29 protein-coding genes, 1 tRNA gene and 3 pseudogenes are annotated in these 23420 nt (G+C 60.3%); 13 read left to right on the top strand and 20 right to left on the bottom strand.

Annotation, left to right across the window (positions count from 1 at the left end; all coding sequences use genetic code 11):
- Positions 1–119: 119 nt before the first annotated feature.
- Both AC0L2K_RS15460 and AC0L2K_RS15455 read right to left on the bottom strand, forming a co-directional pair.
- Positions 120–830 carry an RlmE family RNA methyltransferase gene (locus tag AC0L2K_RS15460; RefSeq protein ID WP_023798443.1) on the bottom strand — a complete coding sequence of 237 codons (711 nt, stop codon included), beginning with the start codon at positions 828–830 and terminating at the stop codon, positions 120–122.
- Positions 831–966: 136 nt separating this feature from the next.
- The gene (locus AC0L2K_RS15455) at positions 967–2340 is read right to left on the bottom strand and encodes a Ppx/GppA phosphatase family protein (RefSeq protein WP_128176027.1); all 1374 of its coding nucleotides are present in this window, start codon (positions 2338–2340) and stop codon (positions 967–969) included.
- A gap of 514 nt (positions 2341–2854) precedes the next feature.
- On the opposite strand from AC0L2K_RS15455, the gene AC0L2K_RS15450 reads away from it, so the two are divergent.
- The 3 genes from AC0L2K_RS15450 (at position 2855) to AC0L2K_RS15440 (ending at position 4564) form a co-directional block, all read left to right on the top strand.
- Complete coding sequence (locus AC0L2K_RS15450; RefSeq protein ID WP_027154667.1) at positions 2855–3787, top strand: lysylphosphatidylglycerol synthase domain-containing protein; 933 nt, start codon at positions 2855–2857, stop codon at positions 3785–3787.
- A 140-nt stretch (positions 3788–3927) separates the two neighbouring features.
- Positions 3928–4001: transfer RNA gene (locus AC0L2K_RS15445), tRNA-Gln, on the top strand.
- A 413-nt stretch (positions 4002–4414) separates the two neighbouring features.
- Positions 4415–4564 carry a hypothetical protein gene (locus tag AC0L2K_RS15440; RefSeq protein ID WP_473531724.1) on the top strand — a complete coding sequence of 50 codons (150 nt, stop codon included), beginning with the start codon at positions 4415–4417 and terminating at the stop codon, positions 4562–4564.
- Between the two features lie 297 nt (positions 4565–4861).
- Here the strand turns inward: AC0L2K_RS15440 and AC0L2K_RS15435 are convergent, their stop codons facing one another.
- Complete coding sequence (locus tag AC0L2K_RS15435) at positions 4862–5212, bottom strand: hypothetical protein (protein ID WP_023803151.1); 351 nt, start codon at positions 5210–5212, stop codon at positions 4862–4864.
- A 227-nt stretch (positions 5213–5439) separates the two neighbouring features.
- Between AC0L2K_RS15435 and AC0L2K_RS15430 the strand changes: the two are divergent.
- Positions 5440–5571 (top strand): annotated as a pseudogene (locus AC0L2K_RS15430) (XRE family transcriptional regulator); the annotation flags it as partial.
- Between the two features lie 440 nt (positions 5572–6011).
- Here AC0L2K_RS15430 and AC0L2K_RS15425 read toward each other — a convergent pair.
- Positions 6012–6392 (bottom strand): hypothetical protein, encoded by a 381-nt coding sequence (locus AC0L2K_RS15425; RefSeq protein WP_473523644.1) that lies wholly within the window; start codon positions 6390–6392, stop codon positions 6012–6014.
- A gap of 233 nt (positions 6393–6625) precedes the next feature.
- On the opposite strand from AC0L2K_RS15425, the gene AC0L2K_RS15420 reads away from it, so the two are divergent.
- Positions 6626–6799 (top strand): hypothetical protein, encoded by a 174-nt coding sequence (locus AC0L2K_RS15420; protein WP_473523645.1) that lies wholly within the window; start codon positions 6626–6628, stop codon positions 6797–6799.
- Between the two features lie 361 nt (positions 6800–7160).
- On the opposite strand, the gene AC0L2K_RS15415 is transcribed toward AC0L2K_RS15420, so the two are convergent.
- The 4 genes from AC0L2K_RS15415 to AC0L2K_RS15400 form a co-directional block, all read right to left on the bottom strand.
- Positions 7161–7355, bottom strand: a complete 195-nt coding sequence (locus AC0L2K_RS15415; protein WP_023803155.1) for a hypothetical protein — start codon at positions 7353–7355, stop codon at positions 7161–7163.
- 123 nt (positions 7356–7478) lie between these two features.
- Positions 7479–8285 (bottom strand): ATP-dependent DNA ligase, encoded by an 807-nt coding sequence (locus AC0L2K_RS15410; RefSeq protein ID WP_473531723.1) that lies wholly within the window; start codon positions 8283–8285, stop codon positions 7479–7481.
- A gap of 514 nt (positions 8286–8799) precedes the next feature.
- Complete coding sequence (locus tag AC0L2K_RS15405) at positions 8800–9018, bottom strand: KTSC domain-containing protein (protein WP_473531820.1); 219 nt, start codon at positions 9016–9018, stop codon at positions 8800–8802.
- 87 nt (positions 9019–9105) lie between these two features.
- Entirely contained in the window at positions 9106–9291 is a 186-nt protein-coding gene (locus tag AC0L2K_RS15400; protein WP_128170739.1) for a hypothetical protein, read from the bottom strand.
- Positions 9292–9468: 177 nt separating this feature from the next.
- Here AC0L2K_RS15400 and AC0L2K_RS15395 point away from each other — a divergent pair, with 177 nt between their 5' ends.
- Complete coding sequence (locus AC0L2K_RS15395) at positions 9469–9819, top strand: hypothetical protein (RefSeq protein ID WP_473531722.1); 351 nt, start codon at positions 9469–9471, stop codon at positions 9817–9819.
- 106 nt (positions 9820–9925) lie between these two features.
- On the opposite strand, the gene AC0L2K_RS15390 is transcribed toward AC0L2K_RS15395, so the two are convergent.
- The 4 genes from AC0L2K_RS15390 to AC0L2K_RS15375 form a co-directional block, all read right to left on the bottom strand.
- Positions 9926–10159, bottom strand: coding sequence for a hypothetical protein (locus AC0L2K_RS15390; protein ID WP_023803160.1), 234 nt, complete (start codon positions 10157–10159; stop codon positions 9926–9928).
- A 231-nt stretch (positions 10160–10390) separates the two neighbouring features.
- Positions 10391–10690, bottom strand: coding sequence for a DUF1236 domain-containing protein (locus tag AC0L2K_RS15385; RefSeq protein WP_473531721.1), 300 nt, complete (start codon positions 10688–10690; stop codon positions 10391–10393).
- Between the two features lie 491 nt (positions 10691–11181).
- The gene (locus tag AC0L2K_RS15380) at positions 11182–12000 is read right to left on the bottom strand and encodes a DUF982 domain-containing protein (RefSeq protein WP_473531720.1); all 819 of its coding nucleotides are present in this window, start codon (positions 11998–12000) and stop codon (positions 11182–11184) included.
- 1 nt (position 12001) lies between these two features.
- Positions 12002–12430 (bottom strand): patatin-like phospholipase domain-containing protein, encoded by a 429-nt coding sequence (locus AC0L2K_RS15375; RefSeq protein ID WP_473531719.1) that lies wholly within the window; start codon positions 12428–12430, stop codon positions 12002–12004.
- A gap of 28 nt (positions 12431–12458) precedes the next feature.
- On the opposite strand from AC0L2K_RS15375, the gene AC0L2K_RS15370 reads away from it, so the two are divergent.
- Positions 12459–12710: a hypothetical protein gene (locus AC0L2K_RS15370; RefSeq protein WP_023803162.1), complete on the top strand. Its 252-nt coding sequence runs from the start codon at positions 12459–12461 to the stop codon at positions 12708–12710.
- On the opposite strand, the gene AC0L2K_RS15365 is transcribed toward AC0L2K_RS15370, so the two are convergent.
- Genes AC0L2K_RS15365 through AC0L2K_RS15355 form a run of 3 tightly spaced genes read right to left on the bottom strand, consistent with a single transcriptional unit; the run spans position 12707 to position 13437 of the window.
- Complete coding sequence (locus AC0L2K_RS15365) at positions 12707–12904, bottom strand: hypothetical protein (protein ID WP_473531718.1); 198 nt, start codon at positions 12902–12904, stop codon at positions 12707–12709. The genes AC0L2K_RS15370 and AC0L2K_RS15365 overlap by 4 nt on opposite strands.
- A complete protein-coding gene (locus AC0L2K_RS15360; RefSeq protein WP_023803165.1) occupies positions 12891–13130 on the bottom strand; it encodes a hypothetical protein in 240 nt (79 codons plus the stop codon). Before AC0L2K_RS15360 ends, AC0L2K_RS15365 begins: the two co-directional genes overlap by 14 nt.
- Complete coding sequence (locus tag AC0L2K_RS15355; RefSeq protein WP_473531717.1) at positions 13123–13437, bottom strand: hypothetical protein; 315 nt, start codon at positions 13435–13437, stop codon at positions 13123–13125. Before AC0L2K_RS15355 ends, AC0L2K_RS15360 begins: the two co-directional genes overlap by 8 nt.
- Positions 13438–14461: 1024 nt before the next feature.
- Here AC0L2K_RS15355 and katE point away from each other — a divergent pair.
- The 4 genes from katE (at position 14462) to AC0L2K_RS15335 (ending at position 18483) form a co-directional block, all read left to right on the top strand.
- On the top strand, positions 14462–16573 hold the full coding sequence (katE, locus tag AC0L2K_RS15350) for a catalase (RefSeq protein ID WP_473531716.1): 2112 nt from the start codon (positions 14462–14464) through the stop codon (positions 16571–16573).
- 82 nt (positions 16574–16655) lie between these two features.
- Positions 16656–17096 carry a hypothetical protein gene (locus AC0L2K_RS15345; RefSeq protein ID WP_473531715.1) on the top strand — a complete coding sequence of 147 codons (441 nt, stop codon included), beginning with the start codon at positions 16656–16658 and terminating at the stop codon, positions 17094–17096.
- A gap of 115 nt (positions 17097–17211) precedes the next feature.
- Positions 17212–17820, top strand: coding sequence for a cysteine hydrolase family protein (locus AC0L2K_RS15340; RefSeq protein ID WP_128248427.1), 609 nt, complete (start codon positions 17212–17214; stop codon positions 17818–17820).
- A gap of 24 nt (positions 17821–17844) precedes the next feature.
- Entirely contained in the window at positions 17845–18483 is a 639-nt protein-coding gene (locus tag AC0L2K_RS15335; protein ID WP_023803170.1) for a DUF6766 family protein, read from the top strand.
- A gap of 24 nt (positions 18484–18507) precedes the next feature.
- Here AC0L2K_RS15335 and AC0L2K_RS15330 read toward each other — a convergent pair whose 3' ends face one another.
- The 5 genes and pseudogenes from AC0L2K_RS15330 to AC0L2K_RS15310 form a co-directional block, all read right to left on the bottom strand.
- On the bottom strand, positions 18508–18714 hold the full coding sequence (locus AC0L2K_RS15330; RefSeq protein WP_473531714.1) for a KTSC domain-containing protein: 207 nt from the start codon (positions 18712–18714) through the stop codon (positions 18508–18510).
- 71 nt (positions 18715–18785) lie between these two features.
- A complete protein-coding gene (locus AC0L2K_RS15325) occupies positions 18786–19016 on the bottom strand; it encodes a hypothetical protein (protein ID WP_473531713.1) in 231 nt (76 codons plus the stop codon).
- A gap of 121 nt (positions 19017–19137) precedes the next feature.
- Entirely contained in the window at positions 19138–20283 is a 1146-nt protein-coding gene (locus tag AC0L2K_RS15320; protein WP_473531819.1) for an extracellular catalytic domain type 1 short-chain-length polyhydroxyalkanoate depolymerase, read from the bottom strand.
- A 150-nt stretch (positions 20284–20433) separates the two neighbouring features.
- Positions 20434–21360, bottom strand: a pseudogene (locus tag AC0L2K_RS15315) (hypothetical protein).
- A gap of 162 nt (positions 21361–21522) precedes the next feature.
- The gene (locus AC0L2K_RS15310; protein WP_027153941.1) at positions 21523–22020 is read right to left on the bottom strand and encodes a YciE/YciF ferroxidase family protein; all 498 of its coding nucleotides are present in this window, start codon (positions 22018–22020) and stop codon (positions 21523–21525) included.
- 709 nt (positions 22021–22729) lie between these two features.
- Here AC0L2K_RS15310 and AC0L2K_RS15305 point away from each other — a divergent pair.
- Together AC0L2K_RS15305 and AC0L2K_RS15300 are read left to right on the top strand one after the other, a co-directional pair.
- Positions 22730–22942 carry a hypothetical protein gene (locus AC0L2K_RS15305; protein WP_023803175.1) on the top strand — a complete coding sequence of 71 codons (213 nt, stop codon included), beginning with the start codon at positions 22730–22732 and terminating at the stop codon, positions 22940–22942.
- A 211-nt stretch (positions 22943–23153) separates the two neighbouring features.
- Positions 23154–23420 (top strand): annotated as a pseudogene (locus tag AC0L2K_RS15300) (hypothetical protein); the annotation flags it as partial.

The following is a 23420-nucleotide window of genomic DNA, read 5'->3' as shown; positions in this document are numbered from 1 at the left end:
TTCGCCAATCGCCTACGCTGAGGAAGAAGGTGCGGCCGACGAAGCTGCCAATCTCCCCCCTCGTGGGGGAGATGTCCGGCAGGACAGAGGGGGGCGCAAAGGATCGCTACAGAGCGGTTTTACCCTGCCCCGCTTCCGCCTTTAAAATCCTTCGCCAGCAGATAAAGCTCCACCGACTCGTCGCGCGAGGCCGGCGGTTTGACGTGGTGGACCGAGCGGAAATTCTGCTTGAGCCTGGCGAGCAATTCGTTCTCGGCGCCGCCCTGGAAAGTCTTGGCGAGGAAATGGCCGCCCGGCTTCAGCACCGACAGGGCGAAATCGGCGGCCACCTCGCACAGATACATGGTGCGGATGTGATCGGTCCGGCGATGGCCGGTGGTGGGTGCGGCCATGTCGGACAAAACGATGTCCGGCTGGCCGCCAAGCGTTTCAGCGAGCTTTTGCGGCGCCTGCGGGTCGAGAAAATCCATCAACAGCACCGGCGCGCCGGGCACCGCGTCCATCTCCAGATAGTCGATGCCGACGACATGCGGGTGTTCGGCCGTCGATTTCGTGCGCGCGGCGGCGACCTGGCACCAGCCGCCGGGTGCCGCGCCAAGGTCGATGACTTTCATGCCGGGCTTGAGCAGATGGTGCTTGTCGTCGATCTCGATCAGCTTGTAGGCCGCGCGCGAGCGGTAGCCGTCGGCCTTGGAGCGCTGGACATAGGGGTCGTTGATGTGGCGCTGCAGCCAGCGGCGCGACGATTCCTTCAGGCCGCTTTTCTTCTTGATCCGCGTTTTCAGCACGCGAATGCCGGCAGAGCCTGGTTTTTCCGGTTTCCTGGTCATTGCCTGACTTCTTGTTTGAGCATGATATTTTCCGAAAACCGGCTGCCACTTTTCGCTGACGCGGTCCTGCGGTTCGGGATCATGCATTCTGGTCTGAGCATGATCTTTTCCGAAAACCGGCTGCCACTTTTCGGGATCATGCTCTGCCCCGCCCATTGTTGCGCCAGACACCGTCGTCGGCCATCAATTCGCTCAATATGCCCTCGCGCAGGCCGCGGTCGGCGACGCGCAGCCGCTCCGACGGCCACACCGCGCGGATCGCTTCCAGAATGGCGCAGCCGGCCAGCACCAGATCGGCGCGATCGGCGCCGATGCAAGGATTGGCGACGCGCTGCTGAAAATCCCAGCCGACCAGTTTTTCGACCATGCGGTCGACGCTGTCGCGGTCCATCCACAGCCCGTCGACGCGGCGGCGGTCGTAGCGGTCCAGGTCGAGGTGGACGCCGGCCAGCGTCGTCACCGTGCCCGAGGTGCCGAGCAAGTGGAATTTCGGGCTGGCGAGCACATGGCTCAGCCGGTCGCGCCCGTCGAAGGCGTGCAGGCGCACAGCCACATCCTCGACCATGGCGGCAAAGATCTCACGGGTGACGGCGCGGCCGCCGAAGCGCTCGGCCAGCGAGACGACGCCGACCGGCAGCGACGTCCAGGAGACGATGTGGTTGGCGAGCCTCGGCGAGCGGTGGCCGGTGAGATCGATCAGCGCGATTTCCGAGGAGCCGCCGCCGATGTCGAACAGGACGACGCCTTGCGTGTCGCGGTCGACCAGCGAGCCGCAGCCCGACACCGCCAGCCGCGCCTCGGTCTGGCGGTCGATGATCTCGAGTTTCAACCCCGCCTCGCGCTCGACGCGGTCGAGGAACTCGGCGCCGTTGGCGGCCGTGCGGCAGGCTTCGGTGGCGATCAGCCGGGCCTTCCTGATCTTGCGGTTGCGCAATTTGTCACCGCAGATCTTCAGCGCCTCGACCGCACGGTCCATCGCCGGCTGCCCGAGCCGGCGATTGGCGGTGAGGCCCTCGCCCAGCCTGACGATGCGCGAGAAAGCGTCGATGACGCGGAACTGGCCGTGGCGCGTCGGCACCGCCACCAGCAGCCGGCAATTGTTGGTACCGAGATCGAGTGCCGCAAACACCGGCAGTTCCTGCAGCGGCGGGCGGCGAGCAGCCGGCTCCGGCCGGCCTGGCGCAACCGAAGGCAAGGGCGCGACGATCGCCGCGGGCGGGCGGCTGGCTGGAGCGCTGACAGCAGCCACCGCCACTCCGGCCGCAGCGAGACGAGCGTCGTCGCGCGCGAAAACCTTGCGGCCGCGCCGACGTTTGCGCCGCTTCCTGGTCTTGGCCTTCTGGCCATTCTGATGCTGGGACGCGTCGCCTGCCTGTCCGTGACCGGACCAAGGCTGCACCGGGCGGCCATTGTGCCGGCCGGCGGGTGGGCTTGCCTGACCCGAAGGCGGCGGCGAAGCCCTGGACACGCCCACTTCCGGCGCGCCGGCGCCGGTGTCGTGGTCTTCCACTTCAGTTCCTTCCGCGCCGCGCGAACCGGAGACCGGACGCAGCAGGCGCTTTCACGTGTTCTAAGTTGCCGCCAGACTAGCAGCGCCGGGCCGGATCACCAAGAGCGCAGGGGTCGAATTTTGTCGCTGGCATTGTCTCGCCGCTCCGCTCGTCCCGATGATGGCGGGACAGCGCCCCCCTCTGTCCTGCCCTCTTTGCCAAAACTTGGCATCTCCCCCACTTGGGGGAGATCGGCCGTCACCGCCGCTTTCGCCAATCCCTACCGTCGCAGAAACGGGCGGAGCGCCAAAACTGCCAATCTCCCTCCTTGTGGGGGAGATGTCCGGCAGGACAGAGGGGGGCGCGAAGGATCGCCAGCCTTTCCTTCTCCCGCAGCAACGCGCCTTCGCAGTTGAATAGCCGGCTTCGATAAGGCATTTCTGAAATGGCGGGGATGAAACATTCGAAATCGCGGGCAGAGTTCCTGACGCGAACCGAACGGGCAACGGGGCTGCAACGCATGATCGTCACGCCATGAACTGGAGGCGTTATTTCTGGCCGGTCGTCGGCGTTGCGGCGGTCGTCTTCTCGCTATGGCTGCTGCTGCACGAACTGCGTGGCATCTCGCTCGACGACGTCTGGGACGGCATCGTCGCCATCCCTGCCCGCGGCTGGGTGCTCGCCGCTTTGAGCTCAGTCATCGCCTATGCGTCGCTGGCCGGCTACGATCATATCGCGCTCCTGCATATCGGCAAGAAAGTGTCGTGGCTGTTCGTCACCCTGTGCTCCTTCACCACCTACGCGCTGTCGCACAATATCGGCGGCTCGGTTTTTTCAGGCGCGGTGATCCGCTACCGCGCTTACGGAACCAGGGGGCTGACCGGACAGGACGTCGGCATTCTGGTGGCGATCTGCTGGATCACCTTCGTGCTGTCGACGGTGTTGGTTTCAGGCATCGTGCTGGTGCTCGCACCGGAGATCGTCGACCGTTTTTCCGGCACGCCGCATCATCGGCTTTCGCAGGCGGCGGGGCTCGCGATGCTGCTCGTGGTGGCGGCCTATGTCTTCGGCAGCTGGCTGCATCTCAGGCCGCTGAAGATCGGAAGGTTCCAGGTCCATTATCCGGCGCTGCCGATCGTCGCGCGGCAATTGCTGATCGGCCCGATCGAGCTGCTGGCGGCGGCGGCGATCATCTTCTTCGCCCTGCCCGAAGCTGGCAATCCCGGATACTTCGTCGTGCTCGGCGTCTTCCTGATGTCGTTCTCGGTCGCCCAGATCTCGCATGCGCCGGGCGGGCTCGGCGTGTTCGAGGTCGTCTTCCTGACCGGCCTGTCGCATATGGACCCGGTCGGCGTGCTGGCAGCACTGCTGGTGTTCCGGCTGTTCTACCTGATCATCCCGCTGGTGATGGCGCTCGGCGTCGTGCTGTATTTCGAGCACTCGCAGCTCGGGCGAAGGGAGAATTGAGGGGCGGCTTTGAACCACGCCCTTATGAAACGTGCCGATTGAAATGCCTTCGGCAGGCTTGACTATTTTCCGACGGCGGCTACAAGGCACGCGCGGCGCCATCGTCGCCCTGCCGCGTGGTTTTCAACAGCCGCGCCTGCTGGGGAATAGGTTAACGGTAGACCCACGGACTCTGACTCCGTTAGTCCTGGTTCGAATCCAGGTTCCCCAGCCAACAGTTTCCGCAATTAAATCAGCCCCTTATGCAGAACAATCGCGACCGAAACGTGTTGCATGGGTTTTCCTGCCCTGTAGCGCGCAAACCCTTGCATTCCGGGCATGTCCCGCCCCGTCCCTTTCTGTCCATGCAACACGATTGCAACACGGATCAGCCAATTTGTTCCCGCCATGTTCCTAGAGAGCGCGCCTTCGCCGGTGCCAATTGCGGTGCCCATTTTTTTCCTGCGACTGTCGGCAGGTCCGTGCGACAATCCCGCCGGGGAATCAACGCGGGATTTCATACATGACGAAACTGAGCACTCTAAAACGACGATGATGGACAGCGATAGCGCGGCTGCATTAGTTTACCACGATCTCAAAACGTCTCAGCGCGCGACTTTCCAGGTTGCCGCCGAGTGAGGTCGTTGGTTGACCGCGTCGCTGGTGCTAGTCCATTCTGGTGGGCTGTTCGGCATGTTTTCGTTGCTGAACAATCCAGCCAGCCAACCTGCGACGCTGGAAGCACTCAAAGCCCCGGTCTGGTGCTTCGTGGCTGGCCTTCTGCTGGCGCTGGCATAGGGTTTCTTCGCTTGGATCAACTGGTCGATGCACTCGTTCAATTACGCGTCCTCGGCACGATACGATATGCTATGGACGCTGAGAAGTGGATCGATCCTCCACCCTTCCAAAGGGCGTTGGACATCACGAACTGAGGCAGCATCGCTTGCGGTTTGCTTTCTGCCCTATCCATTGCGGCGGGCGCGGCTTTGATCCTGCATGGGGACTATCTATATCTAGCTGCAATATTCGGAATTTGATCCCGCCCATAGACCGCCACCGTGAGGGCAGCGGAATCTCTGGGCTCAGTTGGGCGTGTTAGAACCAGCGCTCCCGGCGCTGGTCGCCGGCCACAAGAACAAGGCCCAACAGCAAGCCTACAGCCGCGCCCAGCATGAAGGCGGACGATAGCGTGCCAGGATTTTCTTGAACGACACCGGAAGCAGTAGACGCCCTTTTGCGAAGTGCTTGCGTTGTCCGAGACACGCTATCGGCCGCGCCCTCATACCAACCAGTAGCTTCCTCGACCACCTCTTCAGCGTGCTCCGCGAGCGTCCGATTGATCTTGTTGATCTCGCGTTTCAGTTGCGCAACTTGCTTCTCCAAGGCCTCCTGCGCTTCGCGCTGCGTCTCCGTCGGCTTTGCGTCTTCGTTTGGGTCGTCGGCCATTGTGATGATCTCCGTTTTGGGTGGGGGCTCAACGGCCGCCGCCGCGTATGGTTCCTCAGCGACAAAAAGCCCGCCACCTTGAAGGCAGCGGGCTAGCAGCGGCAGAGTTTGCCGCCCGTCAGTGACGCTCTGCCGGTGCTTCGAGAAACTCCATGAAGTTCTCAACCACCTTGTCGATCGGCATTGACCGCGCATTGCATCCGCGAAGAATGGCGGGCGGCGATCTTGACAATTTTGAAGCTGGGAAGCGGGCGCCGTATGACCGCACTCTGCTTGACCTTCAGGCAGCGCTCGAATGGGCCGGCGTCGAGTTCATCCCCGAGAACGGCGGCGGCGCCGGTGTGAGGTTGCGGAAATGAAGACGAGCGGATTTGACTCGCTAAATTCGTCCGGAAGCGTACAGAAGCATCGTCGCCATCCAACACGGGCGCTGGCGCTTGGAAGAGTCGATCACGCTTTCGCCCCACGCGAGGGATAAAGCGATGTCATTTGACAATCATCTCGACTCCGAGCAACTCGCCACGCTGGCAAAGGTTCTCAAGGACTTGCGCAGAGGCAGGAATTCCCGAAGGCCATCCGGCGTGGGAACACTTCGGCCGGCGGCTCATGAGCCTATTCCAGTCCGGGATACATCATCCCGATGAACTCACGTCCAAAATGAACACTGGCTACGAGGATTGGCTAGGCGAGATCGGCGCTACCGGTCCTTTCATACCGCCCAAACTATCGTCCGAGGACCGTCTAGTAGGTGACAATATCTTGCCAGGATCGGACCGCAGAGGCAGGCCAGCGGTCGGCATCACGGCTTAGCTGACTTCGCCATCCGACAGATGATCTGTTTTGCGTCTAGGAGGTGCGTCGGGTCCGCTGTCGACGGCTCCAAGTGGCGCCGGCCACTTTCAGCCCCCTCGTTCGAAAGTTGGCTTCCAGTCGCGATTGCGCGCCCGCTGCTCGCGTTCGTAGTGAAGAACACCTGCCGTCGATCACCACCGGCAGCCTTGCAGTTTGAGCAGATAAAGAGCCCGACCAGGTCGTCATGCATCGGGCCGTGGTCACGGCCGAGCCTGTCAATCAGCGCCTGGATGTCGAGCTTCGTCGATTTGCAACACATCGGGTGCGCACAATTGACATAGATGGTCTCGCGGGCGGCCAGGGTGTCGGCGAGGGTCTTTTTGGGCATGGCGATCTCCGTTGAGGGCTCGCCGCAACGGGGAGGAATATAATCCTGAAAACGAGGGCGTCGGCAATAGGGGACGCCCACTCTTTGACATTGGGTTGATATTAGCTCAGGGGCCTCATTTCTTTCGGCCGGACTCTTTGCAACCTTCTCGCTCTCGTGTGCGGCAACGGCGCGGCGTCTTGAAGCATTCGCTTCATCGGCTCGTTGCGTTTTTCGTCAGTGTGAGCACGATAATGGAACGTCCAAAATCCGTATCGGAGATGATCGAGCGCTACGACAGCGATTTTTACGAGCCGATAGGGGCGCTTGATAATGCAGTTTGGATTTCTGGAATTCCATATCGATCATTGGCTGTCCGCGCTTGGCGCCGACCAACCGAAGCTGCGGAAAGCGAACAACTTGAATAACAAAATCACTCTGTATGGTCAGATCATCGACCAACACACCACCGAACCCGAATGACCTTGCCGAGCGCGATCGCCTCGTCCAGCAGATGCGCGAACTCAACACGTTTCGCAATCGTGTCGTTCACGGTCCGTGGAGCGTATACCTCGGAGAAAAGAAGGCTTGGCAGAAACTCTCAGTCAACCGGCAAAATGCAACACACCAATTCTTTGAGGTGACTGCCGATGTAATTCGGGCGGCTGCTAGCGACCTCGCGAAAATCCAGGTAGAGGCGTCTCACTTTGCCTTTGGCTTTCTAGTACCGAAAAAGGCATAGCAACGAGCGTGGCAGGCGACGAAAGACTAACGGCTGGGTAGCTCTAGCTACTTGCGCACGATCCATTCCAGCAAGTCAGGATCGACGTCATCGCTCCCGGTAAAGTCGCTGATCAAAAGCGCGGCAACCGACCGCCATTTGTCTTCGGGGATATTCTCTTCGATCACGGTTTTTATGAAGGCGCTGCGCAGGATATCGCAGTCAAAAACCGATACCTGGGCGCCTGCCTGGGCTTTCGCCATCTCAGCCCTCCTGCCTCTAGGGCGGAAGCACTGCCATCTCCCAAGCGTCCGCGGTGCCTCTATTCGGTACGGACGACGTTGGGATTGTACGCTTTATTGCGAATTTCGCGAGTCCGGCCTCGCTCAATCTGGCGCGGCCTTCAATCCTCTTCCCGGAAATCCTGCAGCGATGCGTGCCGAAGATCCTCCTCGCACCTTAGATGCTTCACGCGGGCCTTGATGCCCCGGCTTGACCCACTGCGTTGCCGGCCGCTTTGGCATATCCTTGGGCGGTGGCCCGGCATGTTCCTGCACGCGCTTCCACAACCGCTCCCGCATCTCGCGGTTGACGCTCACAAACGCACTGCCGACATACCTGCGAGTCCCCGGCTCGGCCATCAGAGCAAACGCCGCCTTGCCCCTCTCGCGTTCAACTCCGAGAAGCTCGAATTCGCTTTCGGTGAAGGACTTGGTTTCAGCCAATTGGTGGTCGGACCGCTGCGATATTTGCTGTCTCGACGCTTCGAGACCATCCCCTCCGGGCCGGTAGCGTCGATCAGATGATCGCATTAGCCTCGCCTGGCATCGTCTCGCTGAACTGGATTCGACTATCAGACCCAATAAGGCCAGCCAGGATTTCCCGCCGATCCTCAAGTGCCATGTCGCGCAAGTCGTGGCCGTTAAGATGCAGCAGATCGAACGCGACGAAATAGAGGTCGTGCTGGCGCTCGTGATTGCCTTGCGCGGCGCGGCAAAATCCGAAAGGCCAGCGTCATTTAAGACGACGACTTCGCCGTCGATGATGGCGTTCTGTACGTTGAGACCTTTGGCTGCCTCGACCAGATCGCGGTATTTGGAGGTCCAGTCGAGTCCGCGGCGGGTGAAGATCCGCACACCGCCGGCGCCGATGATGATTTGGGAGCGGTAGCCGTCGAATTTGGCTTCATGCATCCAGTCATCGCCTTGAGGCGGCTTGGCCACCAATGTTGGCATCATCGGAGGAATGAACTCTAGCCGGCCAGCACCGGCACTCACTCGTTTACGCACGGAATCGAGTCTAGGCCCGTCCTATCTGGTGGCTAGGGGAACGGATCATGATCATTTGCTAAATTAGCAATTATGCATGAAACGGCTTATTATTCGTCCCAGCCGGAGGACACGCCCACACCCCGCCGGTTAGGCCCGACGGTCGGTTGCCTACCCCGCAGCGGCTGTCGGGCCGTCCCTATCACAGTTCGGGACAATCAACGTGGGCCGAGATAGAACCAACAACCCCGCAACCGGATCAAGGGCAAGCGCCACGGGCCGCCTGCAAAGGACGAAGCAGAGCATTTCGAGTTCTGCCCCGTGTGTGGCCAAAGGTTCGACAAGCGAAACCTTGGCGAGGTGCTGCATCATTATCTCCCCGACCATGAGCCGTTGAAGCTCGATGGATAGGTGAGTTGGCTTTCGCACACGGCTGGGGTCATCCAGAATTGTTGGCGGTCCCGACCAGGCGGTACCGGAATCGATTGCGGATGCGCTCGTTGAAGAAGCGGCGCTTGGCGAATGCGGCTCGGAACTCGGCGAAGGTCTCCGGCGGCACATCCTCAAACTGGTAGCATTTGCCGCTGGCCACGAACCACACCGAGAGGGTCCTACGATCCGGATCGTATTCCGTTTTGCTTATCGAGGTGGACGGCATGACGTTCACGCCTTGGTTCGGCGCGGAATTGTGGCCCCGTTGGTTCCCAGCACGGCAATTTAAAGGTCGGCCAGATGACCCATGCAGCTAGGGGGTTTCGTCCCGACCAGCCTTACCAATCGCCTCAAGCAATGAAGCTAGAGTTGGCGGCAGTTCTGGTTCGACCTCCAGCCCAAGCAGCTTATGTACGTTACGACGATTGTCTTCGGTGCCGATCAATTCGCGAACGGCATCGGCAAGGGTCTTATGGCCCGCGGCGTCACGCTTTGCCATGTCTGCATGTCCCAACCCCGCCCGAGCCGCAACTCGCAGGTCACGGAATGGTTCCGTTAGGGGGGAATGTTTGGGACCTAGTGGTCAAAATCCAACGCTTGGTACCCATACCGGCGATTGCCAGAGTGTCCCTGTGTCGGGGTGGAGAGCGGACGTTTCTAGCGGTATTGTTTCCGCATGCTGATGCTCGCTGCTGTGCTCGATCTTGCCTTCGCCGCCTTCCATCTAGGATTTTGGGGGCTTTTCGGATGGCCGGCCCGGCTGAAGGGTTCGGGCAACCTAAACGCAGCAATCACTCAAACTCTGAATGTCATGCTGACGTTCACCTTTGTGTCTTACGGCGCAACATTGCTTTGGCTTTGGTACCGGGGGCTAATTTGGCCGCCACTTCTGTTTTTCGGAGCCGCTTTCTGGGCCATTCGCTTGGCTGCACAGTTCGCGCTCTTCGATATGCGGCATTGGCAATCCAAGCTGATCTCGACAGTCTTCGCCGTCTCGGCTTCTGCCCATGCCCTCGCAGGGTTATAGGAGGCAGAACAGTAAACGTCGGCTTCTGGTCGCTTTCGGACGAAAGCACTCCGGGTACCAAGCGTTAAATTTTGACCAACAGGGCCACGCATGTCGACCATCAATCTTAATCAGATTGTTGTGTCCGCTCTGCCAACGCAAAAGCCTGCAAGTTCCTCGATTTGCCAATGGCTTGGTCAGCGTTCGCAATGATCGAGAAGAACGCAGCGCGAGCGATGTCCTTTTTTGACGCGTCCGGATGCTCCTTTTTTGCAGCCTTTAGGAGCTGTTTTGGTGTCATCTCTGGCGTCACTACCCGCATCAGCGTATCGCTAATCGCCTGCAATTCGGTCGGGTTCATAAGAGCATCCTCAATAATGGCCTGCTGGCTTAGTCTTATCTAAAGGTGTCTTCTCTGTGTCGTAGCGCTGGGGCAATCGGACCAACAACGAAGGCACGGGCTTGTCCTCATCCGGCGATACGGCGCCTTGTTGGCAACCCGAACCATTGTCCCCAGATCGCGTTCCTCCAGAAAAGAGAAAAGCCCGCCGCACCCTTTCGGCACGGCGGGCGGTCTTCCCAGTCGCTTACGTCATTCGATGATCTTGATGATCTTGCGTGTGCCTGGGTCAACGACAACGGTCCGGTTGTCGACGACAACGGTGCGGTATTTGGTGTTGGGGACTTCATGAAGTTCGACAGTCTGGGGCAGGGTTGAGCCGATATTGAGCTCCACTCCAGGGATTTTCACCGATGCGAGCGGCTGCTTTTTGACGTATTCCCTAATGACCGTCTCCTGTTCAGGCTCGATGACTACGTCCTGAGCGGCAGCGGCACCGAGGCCCGCCAGCAGCAGAAATCCCGCGGCTGCAGTGGAAAGATGCATTCTCATAAGTGCCTCCTTTGTGTAGCTCTGTTCCGCTGAACGCGTCTTCGCGCCAGACTTAACAAACCCCAGCCAGCTGCATTTGTTCCCCAAAAGTCCCTCAAGGCTGATGCGCGACAAGACCTAGGTCTCGCCTGTTTTGGCATAATAGGCCGGACATAGCGCCACCCGGAACCGCCGCTGCGCATAGTCGTTGATCCCTGCAAGTTCACGGGAAGGAGCCCATGGAAAATAGTGTCCACCAAGCTCGCTGGTTACTCGCTCCAGTCTTCACAGTTTCGATCACATTCCTTGCGATTGGAATAATCGTTAGTTAGGGATCGCGGACTTGACGATTGGACGGAGCGACGAACTGATATCTGCGCAGCTAAGTTAAGTCCCTTCCTGCGCTGATAAAGGACCACCCGCCATTCCTCGATTTGGCGGGTGGTCCGTGCGGCTGACCAAGTCCGCTCAGGAGGCCTGTCAACGGTTTAAGGTCGCGAGGCAGCATCACCTCACAGCAGGTCTTCGGCAACCCCGTCGAATTTCCTGAGGCCTATGCTTGGAGGCTTTCGCTTAAGAAGCCCCTGTTCACTTGCGGCCGCCTTGAAGGCATCGAACGCGGCTTGTTGGGTGCAGTGTCCAGCCAGGCATTCCTCGATCATTCGAATTGCTTCAAGTCGGGATGGCTTGTCCATGAATGGCCATGGTTGCTGAAGCGCCGTCTCAGCATCGGGGATCGACGCAATCAGCATCGATCTGTCATTCAGGGAGATTGTAATCGGAATAAACGCCGGCATCTTTGTCGCTCGCCAGGATTGAAGGCGGCTAAACGCGAAGACAAGGCAGTGGTTGCATCGTTGTGAATTCCGAGCGCCGCTGTCCGATACGGAGGGACGATGGCGGACGAAGACGATGACTATGAACCGGTCCAAGCGAGAATTATCGGCATCGACCACCCTCTGAACGCGAGGATGATCCTGCGGCGTGTGTTTCCAGCCCTTCGTGATGGATTCCGCCCTCACCGCGCCCTTGGCGATCGCCTGCTGAAATGCGATGTCTTTCGAAGCTCCAAGCGCGGCAAACGTCTCGTGCAGTCCAATCGTGTCGGCGCGGAGCTTCAAAAGGCTGTCGGAATATCGGCCAATGATCCGCGCCACCAGGTTGGTAGGGATTGGTTTACCATCTCGGATCGCAGTTGTGATCGTGCGGTTGAAACGTTTGTCGCGTCGCTTCCGATTCAGATAGGCCCGCAACTGGTCGGGCTCGCCGGAAAGCAGTTCATCGCGGGCTCGGGCAACATAGTCGCTCTGAACTGTGGTGAGCCCGATCACCCTACCTTCTCCGCGGCCAGTCACCCTGTTGACGCGGCCTACTACCTCCAATGCGGCCCTCGTTGGTGACCAGTTGCGCCGAGTGCTCGCGCAACCAGGTCTCAGCCGTAAGATTGCGCGCATCACAACGAAGAACGACCTGAAGGCCGCTCGGATCGCGCAGCGCCGGCATCTGTTCGACCGTGGCGACACCGCCGCCGTTGTAGGCCTGCCGGATGGCTTCTTCCAGCGGCCGAAACGCGGCCTCGTCGAGGTTCATGGCTGCAATGGCGTCCTTGACGTCGCCGCGCTCCAAGCTCTCCACCACACGGCGCAGAACGATGTTGGAGCGGATGTCGTCGATCGCCTCGAAAAACGCGGTCCGCAGCATCGGCTCATAGGTCGAGACAAGCTGTTCGAAACGATCACGGGGGAATAGGCGTTTGAGCATTCGTTCCGGACCTTAAAAGGAGACTGGTATGGATGTCTTGGCCCATCATTCGACGGAGCTTGTGGTGCTTCGCATCGCACTCATGGCAATTGCATCAATGGTTGCTGAGCAATCGGATGACCCAGATCGGGCATTGGCTGACATGGAAGAGCGGGCACTGTCCACGTTCGATCATATGGAGATCGATTTTTCCGGTTTCGAAGGGGACATCGCTGTTGCCAAGTCTCACATGCGGTCGTCGCTGGCGTCGCTCTTTTCTGGGATATCGCTCCGCGGCTAACCCGCCACGAAAGCGATATACGCGACCGGCGGGCCGGCCGGCGGGATCGGCCGTAGGTCCTTCATGACCAACTCGACGCCGTCGATGACGAGTGTGTCCGTCATGGCGGAGACGATCGAGGGTACTGCGAAAGTGATCTGGTTGTCGATCTCGGCCGCGCGGATGAAGCGCTCCGCGATTTCACCGATGTTCATGGCGCGCCTCTTTTTCCTGGCTGTTCTGCTCCTCGCCGCCGTCCGTCCGGTTGATTGTCACCGTGCACGTAATCAGGGTGTTCCAGTCCGGGCCGTGTTCAATGACGTTATGGAGCTCGGAAATTTCTTCCAAAAAGTGCTCGATCGTGATGGGGCCGTTCTGGTGGTCGTAGACGAGAACAGCTTTCCAGCGCTTGTCGCCATGAAGCGATACGACGTTACTCATGCCGAATTTCTCCTGCGGTCATCGAACAAATCCGGCTGGATGCTCGCGGGCCAAATGCCTTGACCACCCGCTCGTATAGCATACCGACGAATGCAAATATTAGTGGCACGAGGCCGCGCAGATCCTGGGCAATGAACTGCAGCTCGCCGAGCGGGCAAACATCCCACATCGTCAGCCAGTCGCCGGCGCGGCGCTCGAGTATCTCAGGGCACGCCCGCACCATGTCGGATGCGGCCCAAAATGGAACCTCGTCTAGTTGGCCCTTGTTGTTGTCGGTCTCGGCCAAGGTCGAAAGCACCAGGCGCAAGTGCCCTTCCCCGTGCCGGCGTATGATGCGAGCCAGCGTCTCGATCCGCGCGCGCCTCTCCCGGCTCCGGATAGCGATGCCGGTCGACAATCTTGATGCCGAGCTCATCACATAGGGCTTGGACGCGCGGGTCGGTCAAAGCATCCCCGCTTCCTGAGCGCATGTTGCACCGTCGACGGATCACGATTGAACAGCAACCCTATCTGCCCCCTAGGCAAGCTCGGCTTCAGCACCATCACGGCGCACATGGCCGCGTCTCGCGTTGCCACGATACTATACTGACGCGACGGTCCTCTCATCACGGCATACGTGCAGCCGTGCATGGCATACGTGCAGCCATGTATGCGGGCCACGAGGTCGATGACATGCCGAGCCGTCACCAGCTTGACCACCGTTGGAAATCTCAGGCGTGGCCCCTGGAGCGGGTTCTGGCTTCGGCGGCTTAGGAAACGGCGCAGACCTTCATGCCCGCACCTTCCTGCGCTCGACGGCCACCTGCTTACCTTTGACAATGTCGGAGAACGCTTAAAAAGGACGCTCACAACGGAACACGAAATCCGCCGATCCCGGGTGACTACGTAGTTGTTGCCTTGTCGGTTTTTCTTCGGTTTCGCTACCAATGCAGCAGGAGGAGCGGTTTCAGCCTTAAGTCGTTGCTCTCGCAGCCGAGCAGTCTTTGCATCTCGTGCTGCGCGCTCAATGTCTGTTAATGCCCTTGCAGCATCCGACGTGCGCTCCTGCCTATTGTATTTTTCTTGATGGGGTAAGCCCTTGTCTTTCCCGCATTTCCTGTCCTCGATCTGACGGTATGCGCTCTGTTGGCGACCCGAACGATCGTCGCGAGATCGTGTTCCCCCAGACAACGAAAAAGCCCGCGCCTCTGGCGGAGCGCGGGCCCGATGTTCCGGCAGCCGAGTGCTATTCTTCGAAATGCGGGCCACGTGACACCCACCAGGAACTTAAGTGGGTGTCCCAGCATTGAGGGAGACCTGAAGCCGCCCCCTCCTTTTCAAGGAATTCAAGCATGGCCAAGACAACCAGACAGTCGTCGGGCAAGCCCGCGACGATCCATGATCAAAAGCTCGTGCGGGGGAACGGAGGCGAGCTTCACCAGATCGTCGAAGGCGACAGCGAGATCCTGACGACCGCCCAAGGCGGCCCAGTGGCCGATGACCAGAATACTTTAAGGATTGGCCAGCGCGGACCGTCACTAATCGAAGACTTCCACTTCCGTGAGAAGATTTTTCATTTCGATCACGAGCGCATTCCCGAGCGCGTCGTGCATGCACGCGGCTATGGCGCGCACGGCTTCTTCGAGACCTATGAATCGCTAGCGGCTTACACCCGCGCGGATATCTTCCAGCGTGCCGGCGAGAAGACGCCGGCCTTCGTGCGGTTCTCCACGGTGGCCGGTTCGAAGGGCTCGTTCGACCTGGCGCGGGACGTGCGTGGGTTCGCCGTCAAATTCTACACCAACGAAGGCAATTGGGATCTCGTCGGCAACAACATCCCAGTTTTCTTTATTCAGGACGCAATCAAGTTTCCCGACGTCATTCATTCAGTGAAGCCGGAGCCTGATCGTGCCTTCCCGCAGGCGCAATCGGCACACGACAATTTCTGGGACTTCATCAGCCTGACGCCCGAATCGATGCATATGGTCATGTGGGTCATGTCGGATCGGGCGATACCTCGGTCCTTCCGGTTCATGCAGGGATTCGGCGTTCACACGTTCCGGCTGGTCAATGCGAAGGACGAATCCACCTTCGTCAAATTCATCTGGAAACCGAAGCTCGGCATGCAGTCGGTCGTTTGGAACGAAGCGGTCAAGATCAACGGCGCTGACCCCGATTTTCATCGACGCGACCTTTGGAATGCCATCCAGTCTGGTGATTTCCCGGAATGGGAGCTCAACCTCCAGCTCTTCGATCAGGACTTCGCGGACAGTTTTGACTTCGACGTTCTGGATCCGACCAAGATCATTCCGGAAGAAATCCTCGCGCCGGTCCCGGTCGGCCGCTTGGTGCTCGATCGTATGCCCGACAATTTCTTCGCCGAAACCGAGCAGGTCGCGTTCATGACGCAGAACGTACCGCCCGGCGTCGACTTTTCCAACGATCCCCTGCTGCAGGGTCGAAACTTCTCCTACCTGGACACGCAACTGAAGCGTCTCGGCAGCCCCAATTTCACCCATATCCCGATCAACGCACCCAAATGCCCGTTCCACCACTTCCAGCAGGATGGCCTCATGGCGATGCGCAATCCGGTCGGCCGCGTGGACTACCAGCCGAATTCATTCGGCGAAGGCCCGCGGGAATCGCCGCAGCACGGTTTCCGGTCGTTCGCCGAGGCCGAGGAAGGCCAGAAAGTCCGTCTGCGCGCAGAGAGCTTCGCCGACCACTACAGCCAGGCGCGACAGTTCTTCAACAGTCAGACCGCGCCTGAGCAGAAGCATATCGCCATGGCGCTGTCCTTCGAGCTCTCCAAGGTCGAGACAACGGTTATCCGCGAGCGCATGGTGTCGCATCTCCTCAACATTGATGAAGGCTTGGCAGAAACTGTCGCTGACAAGCTTGGCATGAAGCAATTGCCCAAGCCCGCGGATGCGGCGGTCGCGCCGAGGGACGATCTCGAACCATCGCCGGCGCTCAGCATCATCCGGAACGGGCCTCACAGTTTTGCTGGCCGCAAGGTCGGTGTGCTTGTCAGTCCCGGCGCCGATGCAGCGCTGCTGAAGAACCTCCAGGCAGCGATCGAGAAGGAAGGCGCAGTGATGGAGGTCATAGCGCCCAAGGTGGGCGGCGTCGAGGCGGCGGATGGAAGTCTCATCGCTGCAAAGCACATGATCGACGGCGGGCCATCGGTCCTGTTCGACGCAGTAGCGCTGATCCTCTCCGAGGAAGGAGCGGAGCGCCTGACGGGCGAGGCCGCCGCGCGCGATTTCGTTGCCGACGCTTTTGCTCATTGCAAATTCATCGGCTTCACGTCGGGCGCCGTCCCGCTGCTGCAGAAGGCCGGCGTCGATCCGGAAGCCGATGAAGGCATGATTGGTCTCGATGATCCCAAGGCGATTACCGGTTTTATCGAGGGCTGCCGCAAGCTGCGTCTCTGGAGGCGGGAAATGGCCGTCAAACTCTAGCGATGGTGACGGAGTTTCTCATGCAGATCATTCGAACCGAAGTTACCAGGCAACCGCCCCGACCGGACAGCCCATCCTGCGCGTGATCTTCTGCGGCGAAGGCGGTGACTGCGTTGCCGTCGACCTGGCACGCGTTGACGGCGGAAACAACGAGGCCGCTATCAATCGAGCGAAGGCGGTCCTGGTCCAGATCGCGACCTTCGATTTGGCTGTGAACGACTATGATGCCCGAAGCAATGGCAATTTTGACGAAATCGCCGTCACAGCGGCGAATGACGAAAACGGCGGGCTCCATATCTTCGAGTATCGGCGGACGCGGCCGTCAGGTTCTTCCCTCCAGGATGCCAAGTTTAGAGGCTGCGCGGGAGGAAGCGGTTCGATGCGCTATCGATCTTCTGGTCGACCTTCAGCCGGGCACGGACGATCTTCAGGTTGGCTCGTGCGCCTGCGCGACGAGAACGGCGAACTGCTGTACGCCATCGACGTGCAGGAGGCGCAAGCGGCCCGCCTGACAAGACCATGAACCGGCAACGGCTAAAGGCGGATTGGCAGAGATGCGAGGCTACGGCGGGACCTCCCGGGCTACGCCCGCGCTCAGATAGAGACTATGCATCACCCCACCGCGGCCGCGGCTGATCATGGCCGCCCTAGGCCTGGTACACGGTCCGCTTGGTGAGAATTCCCTACATCTTTGCGTTGACATGCAGCGCCTGTTCGCGCCGGGCGGGCCTTGGGCCGTGCCGTGGGCGCAAAACGTGCTGCCGGTCATCGAGCAATTGACCGCAAGACATCCGCAGCAAACGCTGTTCACACGTTTTGTTCCGGCCGCTCGGCCTGGCGAAGGACCGGGCATGTGGGCGCGGTATTATCAGCGTTGGGCCGAGGTCACCCTTGCCAACATCGATGCCGGCCTCGTCGATCTGATGCCTTCTCTGGCGCGGTTCGTGCCGCCGGCAAAAACGCTCGACAAGCATGTCTATTCGCCGTGGACTGAAGGCCGGCTCGACGCGATGCTCAATGGGTCAGGGATCGACACGCTGGTCATCACCGGCGGCGAAACCGACGTCTGCGTGCTTGCCACGGTCCTCGGCGCCATCGACCGTGGTTTTCGTGTCGTCCTTGCGACCGATGCCATCTGCAGTTCGGTTGACCAGACGCATGAGGCACTGTTGGAGCTCTACCGCTCTCGCTTCAGCGAGCAAGTCGAGGCGGTGATGATCGAAGAGGTTCTGGAGAACTGGCGTTAGCCGGAGCTGCCGAGGGAGACGACCATGAAAAGTTTTTTCCGGGACAATGGACTGACGATCGCCCTGCTGGCGATGTTCTTGTTCAGTGTAATTGGCATGATCTGGTCGGGTCATACGGCCTACAATGAAGAGCTTCAGAACCACGGTTCGGCATCGATTGGGCTGCTCTCCTATCTTGCGAGCGGCGACTTCCTCTCGGCGCTGTTCGAGAACTGGGAAAGCGAATTCCTGCAGATGTCGGCCTATGTCATGCTGACTGCAATGCTGTTCCAGCGCGGTTCCGCCGAGTCTCGTGATCCCGATGATCCCAACCGGCCCGAGGACGAACTTCCGACCGCCACCCGCAGGCGCAACCCGATCCTGTCGTGGCTCTATTCATACTCGCTGGGCTTGGCGCTGGCCCTGCTGTTCATCATCTCATTTGCCTTGCATTGGTGGGCGAGCCTGGCGGCCGCGAACGAGGAGGCGCTTCGGCACGGCGGCGAGGTTCAATCCCTGGGAGACTATCTTCTCGACGCCCAGCTATGGTTCGAGTCCTTTCAGAACTGGCAGTCGGAATTCATGTCGACGGCCGTCCTGGTCCTGCTGTCGATTTTCCTACGCCACAAGGGCTCCCCGGAATCAAAGCCAGCCGGCGCGTCAAACTCCGAAACCGGCGCATGAGTCTCCGCGTGCAGGCAACGCTCGCTATGCTTCGGCAGTGGGGCGGTGCCGGCAACGGTCGCGAAAGTGGTCGTTGAAGAACCGGCCCTTTATGAAGGCGTTTCGGAACGCCGCATAGGTCTCCGGCGGCACAGCCTCGTAGTCATAACGCGTGCCGCTCGCGACGAACCACACCGAGAGAACCCTTGTCTCCGGATCGTACTCGGTCTTGCGGATAAACGTTGATGGCATGATATCGGCGCTCTATACGAGCGCCATTGGCATGTAGCGGGCGATCACCGTGTCCTGCCGGAACCGCCGTTCTAGCTCGGCGCGCCGTTTGCGCCATCATCCACCATCACTTCGAAGATGACGATTTCATCTGTGCTGGACTGCTCGCCATCCTGCCACTGACCTTCCGCGGGCGCCTGCAGGTAGGCTGTGACGCCGTGGAAACGGCTGGCCAGGTCTTCCTTCACACGGTCGAAATCTTCCCGGCCAAATGGGCGACCGGTGTTGTCCGCGCGGGGAAGCAGGATCTGGACGAGGTGCATGGCGACCGCTCAATGGAAAGCGGTCACCGATTCCAAAGAACGACGCGTTCCCTTGCCTGGTCGGAGCCGCTTGACCTTCGCGGGCCGGCGAGACAGTCGGCGAGCGATTCGCGCCGTCCGCCTAGCGCATCAGGCCCGCCGCCCGCAGGGCATCTTCAATGATCTTCTTCACGCCGGGCTGGCGCGATTGATGGATGGCAGTCGGCTGCGGGGGCTTCGTCTTCGCATTTTGTATACTTGGCGCCGGTGACTGGGGTAGTTGCCGTTGGCTGGCGGGCAATTGCGGCCTCGATTTCCGGGAGGCGCTATCCTCGGTTGCCGCGATCCCCCAAAACTGCGCGATCTCGCGTGTGGAGGCGATGCCGACATCAAGCATATAAGGTCCCGGAGCGCCGAGGCCGTTGCCGAGCGGCGTGCCGTGGCCCATCCCGGCGATCATGTTGATTTCGATCAAGGCATCTCCCGCCCCGTTACGCCAGACCTGCTTTGCGTGCGGTCCGGCAGCTTCCCGACGCGTCGGCGCTTTCTCAAGCCGGTGGACTCCCCGCCACTGGCCTGCGATCGCTTCCGCGTTGGAAGGCGAAACCGTGTGGTCAGCGGCACCGTGCCAAATCGAAATCCTCGGCCACGGTCCCCGATGATCCGATGCGCCGCGGAGGGCCCGTTGCAGATCCTGTTCCGAAGGACCGCCGTGGCCGCGCATGCGATCGAAGGCCTCCGGGATTGTCGTTGCGCTGCCGTAGGGCAGGCCGGCAATTAACGCACCGCCGGCAAACACTTCCGGATAGGTCGCCAGCATGGCCGCTGCCATTGCGCCTCCGGCCGAGAGGCCGGTGATGAAGATTCGCCTTCGGTCGAGACCGTGGGTGACGACCATCGTCTCGATCATCTGGCGAATCGAAAGCGCCTCGCCCGAACCACGCTTGGTGTCGCCAGGCTGGAACCAGTTGAAACAGAGGTTCGGATTGTTGCCGCGTTGCTGTTCGGGAAAGAGCAGCGCGAAGCCAGCCTCGTCGGCGAGTTGGGACCAGCCGGAATGATGGTCATAGCCGGCCGCGTTCTGGGTGCAGCCATGCAGCACGACGACGAGCGGGGTGCCCTTGGATAGGTCATTGGGAATGTGGAACTTCGCTTCCAACCCGCCAGGATTGATACCGAAGTCGGCCAGCGTCCGGAGGTGGTCTGACGCACCGAGGTCGGCGGGATGTGCGGCATGTCGCGCCTGCAGCGCGGCAAGGCGGGCGATAGTGTCAGAGATTTTTCGCAATGGAGCCGTCCCTGTTGTGACGCCCGGAATGGACGGCCATCCGTGCAACGCACGTGCAGCAATATCGTTGCTGCGTTGCACAAAAACAAGGGAGCGCGGCGGGAGAATGGAGTCCGGCCGATCCTCTCGGTCGGCCTGGAGTAGACGTCTTCAGCTTCGACTGGCTGTGAGATGGAGCGCGTCTTCTTCGTCGTCGCGCTGCTTGCCGCCTAACGCTGCCGCTGCGCTGGCGATGAACGCACCGATCATGAGAGAAAGCGCGCCAACCAGCGCGAAGCTGGCGCCGGCTTTTCTAGCTGTGTCGGCTGCTTCCTGTGCTTGGACTTTGGCCGCCTCGACCTGAGCAAGCACCGCATCAACCCGGGCAGTAGCATCCGCTTGCGACAAGCCAGTGCGAGCGGCCACGAGATGGCCCAGATAAGTCTTGTCGTCGGCCGAGACTTCGCCGGCCGCCGCTTTCGTAATGAGGATGCGGGAGGCTTGTGCGGCTGCTGTCGCATCGCCCTCCGCGCCCGGCGCCGCCAGCCTGGAAGGATCGTTCGGACGGAACAGCGCATCGACGAAATACGACGCCGCGCCGCTGCCTCCGTCGTTCCCGCCGTTTGCGGTCGCCCCCTGCCGAGGCACCCATTGCTGCTCGCGAGGCCACTGTCGAGGCCGCCTTGACGCCGGTGCCGATTGCCGCGGACAGCGCCGAACCGAGCACGAGCACGACCAGAAGCGTCGCCAGCGCCCAGGCCATGAATCCGTGCGCGGTATCCCGGAAGAACGTCTCGTCCGTATGAATGCCGACCCATTTGGTGCGAAGGCGCCCGGTCAGGTAACCCCCGAGCCCGGATGACAACCATTGCACGATGACCAGCCAGATCGCAGTGGACACAGCGAAGGTGGTGACGCTGGCGCTTTCGTTGGACCATGGAGACACCATCGTGAGCCCGAGGCCGGACCCGAGAAGCATCAGGATGAACGTCAGGGTCGAGGCAGCGAAGGCGCCGGCGATGATCGGTCCCAGTTGACTGCGGATGACGAGGACTCGACCGGCGCGGCGCCGTCGGTCGCCAGGATGGTTGATGCCATGGATTCCTCCTACCGCATGAACAGCGCGAGAAGGATGACGATCTCAATAGGAACTCCGAGCAGCCAGAGTAGAATGCCGCGACCCATGATTGCCTCCTATCGAAAGACGGATGTTGGAACTAAAATAGCCACCCCAACACAGTTGGGGTGGCTGGTGTGTGATCAGGCGGCCTTGGCCATTTCGTTGGCCGAGGCGTCCGCCAATCCGGTGAGCGCCTCGTCTGTCATAGACTCTTCGCCGAGCGTCTGTTCGATCAGCTTGGCGGCGTCGCTCATGCCCAAAACCTCGGCCCAGCGTTTCAGCGTGCCATAGCGGGTGATCTCGTAGTGCTCGACAGCCTGGGCAGCGGAGATCAGACCGGCGTCCAGTGCGGGAGTTCCCTTGAACTCCTCCATAATCTCCTCGCCCTCCTCGATGATGCCGTCGATCGCGGGACACGTCTTGCCCTGTGCCCGCTTGCCAAGGAGCTCGAAAACCTGCTGCAGGCGCTCGACATGACCGTCGGTTTCGTCCTTGTGCTTCTCGAAGGCTGCCTTCAGATCGGCCGATGAGGCGGCGCGCGCCATCTTGGGAAGCGCCTTCAGGATCTTCTTTTCCGCGTAATAGATATCTTTGAGCGTATCGAGGAAGAGATCATCCAATGTCTTTTCTTTCGCCATGGCGGATTTCCTTTTGGTTCCAGCATTTTTTGTTGTCGCTCACGGGGTTGTGAAACGCATGCTCAACAAGCGCACAACGCCGGAAAGGTTCCCTTGAGACGTCTCGCTGCACGTCACTCTGACTTCGTGGGGTCAACCCCTGGTTCAATTCACTTCCCGCTCCGCCAGGCATTTCGCTATCGAGGGATCGCATCATGCTCTGATACTTGGCGTCTCTATCTGTCGAGCTTCTTGAGAATATTTTGTCGGCGCAGCCATGAACGAGCGCGCCTGACCTTGGGGATGCTGCTCGCCAAAGTCGCCGGCGGCGAGACCAGCCCTTCCACCTAAAAGAACTCTCTGCGAGAACGATGCCTCCCGCCAATCGTGACACCGCCTGACCTCCGATCCGGTTGCTCCTGGCGGCCAACAATGCCCACGGCGAAATAGACGTCCGGTCGTTTTTCGAATTGGCGCGCTGGGGAAGACCAAGGAACAACGTCCAGCGGTGATGTCTGCGGGTCAACCGCGCGGTGGGCGCTCGCCGTCGCTTTCGCACAGGTAGTTGTGAATGTCGGTTGCAGCGACCGCTGCGTGCCCGAATGCGACCGCGAGCTGGTTGAAAGACACAGGAGGCGAATGGGCTTCGCTTTGGATAGTGAGGGCGCGCCGCCTGGCTTGATCCGGCGACGCGAGTCCGACGGCGAGGGATATCTATGAGGAAGCCTGAATGATCAGACCGCCAAGACGACAGGGCGAATACGCGGATCGGGAGATCGATTGCCAAGAGGCCATGGAGCCCGGCTTTCAGGCTATCGTCGGTTGCATGCTGGAGCGGCTGGACGCCAAGAGGCACCAGCTCCCGACCGCCCACGCCCAGAATCCCCGCCGGCCGGCCGCGCCAAAGTTAAAACGCAATCAGCCGACCACCACGATTGGCTGAGATGGTAGAAAGCTGATTATTCTCATTGGTCGCTCGAACAAGCCACTGAGGTCCTGGGCAGGGCAGTGTTGCTATTAAATAAACTCGTCGCATGTGGATGGCGCAGTGTTCTGCAGTCGCTGGATGTTTATTTGTGAGCGCAGGTCTGCACCTGCATCCTTTGGCGCTTTCATACGTTTGGCCGCGAAGAAGATGCTCCGGACCGGCAGCCATGTCGAAAAAAACAACCGACGACGCTTACGAAGATCAAGTGCAGCTTGAGCGGCGGGCCAGACGGCAGGGCCGCGGACGCAATGCCGAATGGCCGTCAGAGATCCCCAGCCGTGGCTGGAAAGACGTGCTGTGGCGGGTCTTTGCTGAAGTAAACGAGGACCGTGTTATGCTGATCGCGGCCGGGGCCGCATTCTATCTGCTCCTTGCCCTCTTTCCCGCGCTTGCCGCGTTCGTGTCCATCTACGGTTTTGTCGCCGATCCTCAG

It is taken from the genome of Mesorhizobium sp. WSM4817 (genome assembly GCF_055811135.1).
The sequence above is the reverse complement of the archived record's forward strand: the minus strand, read 5'-3'. Positions and strand labels throughout refer to the sequence as shown.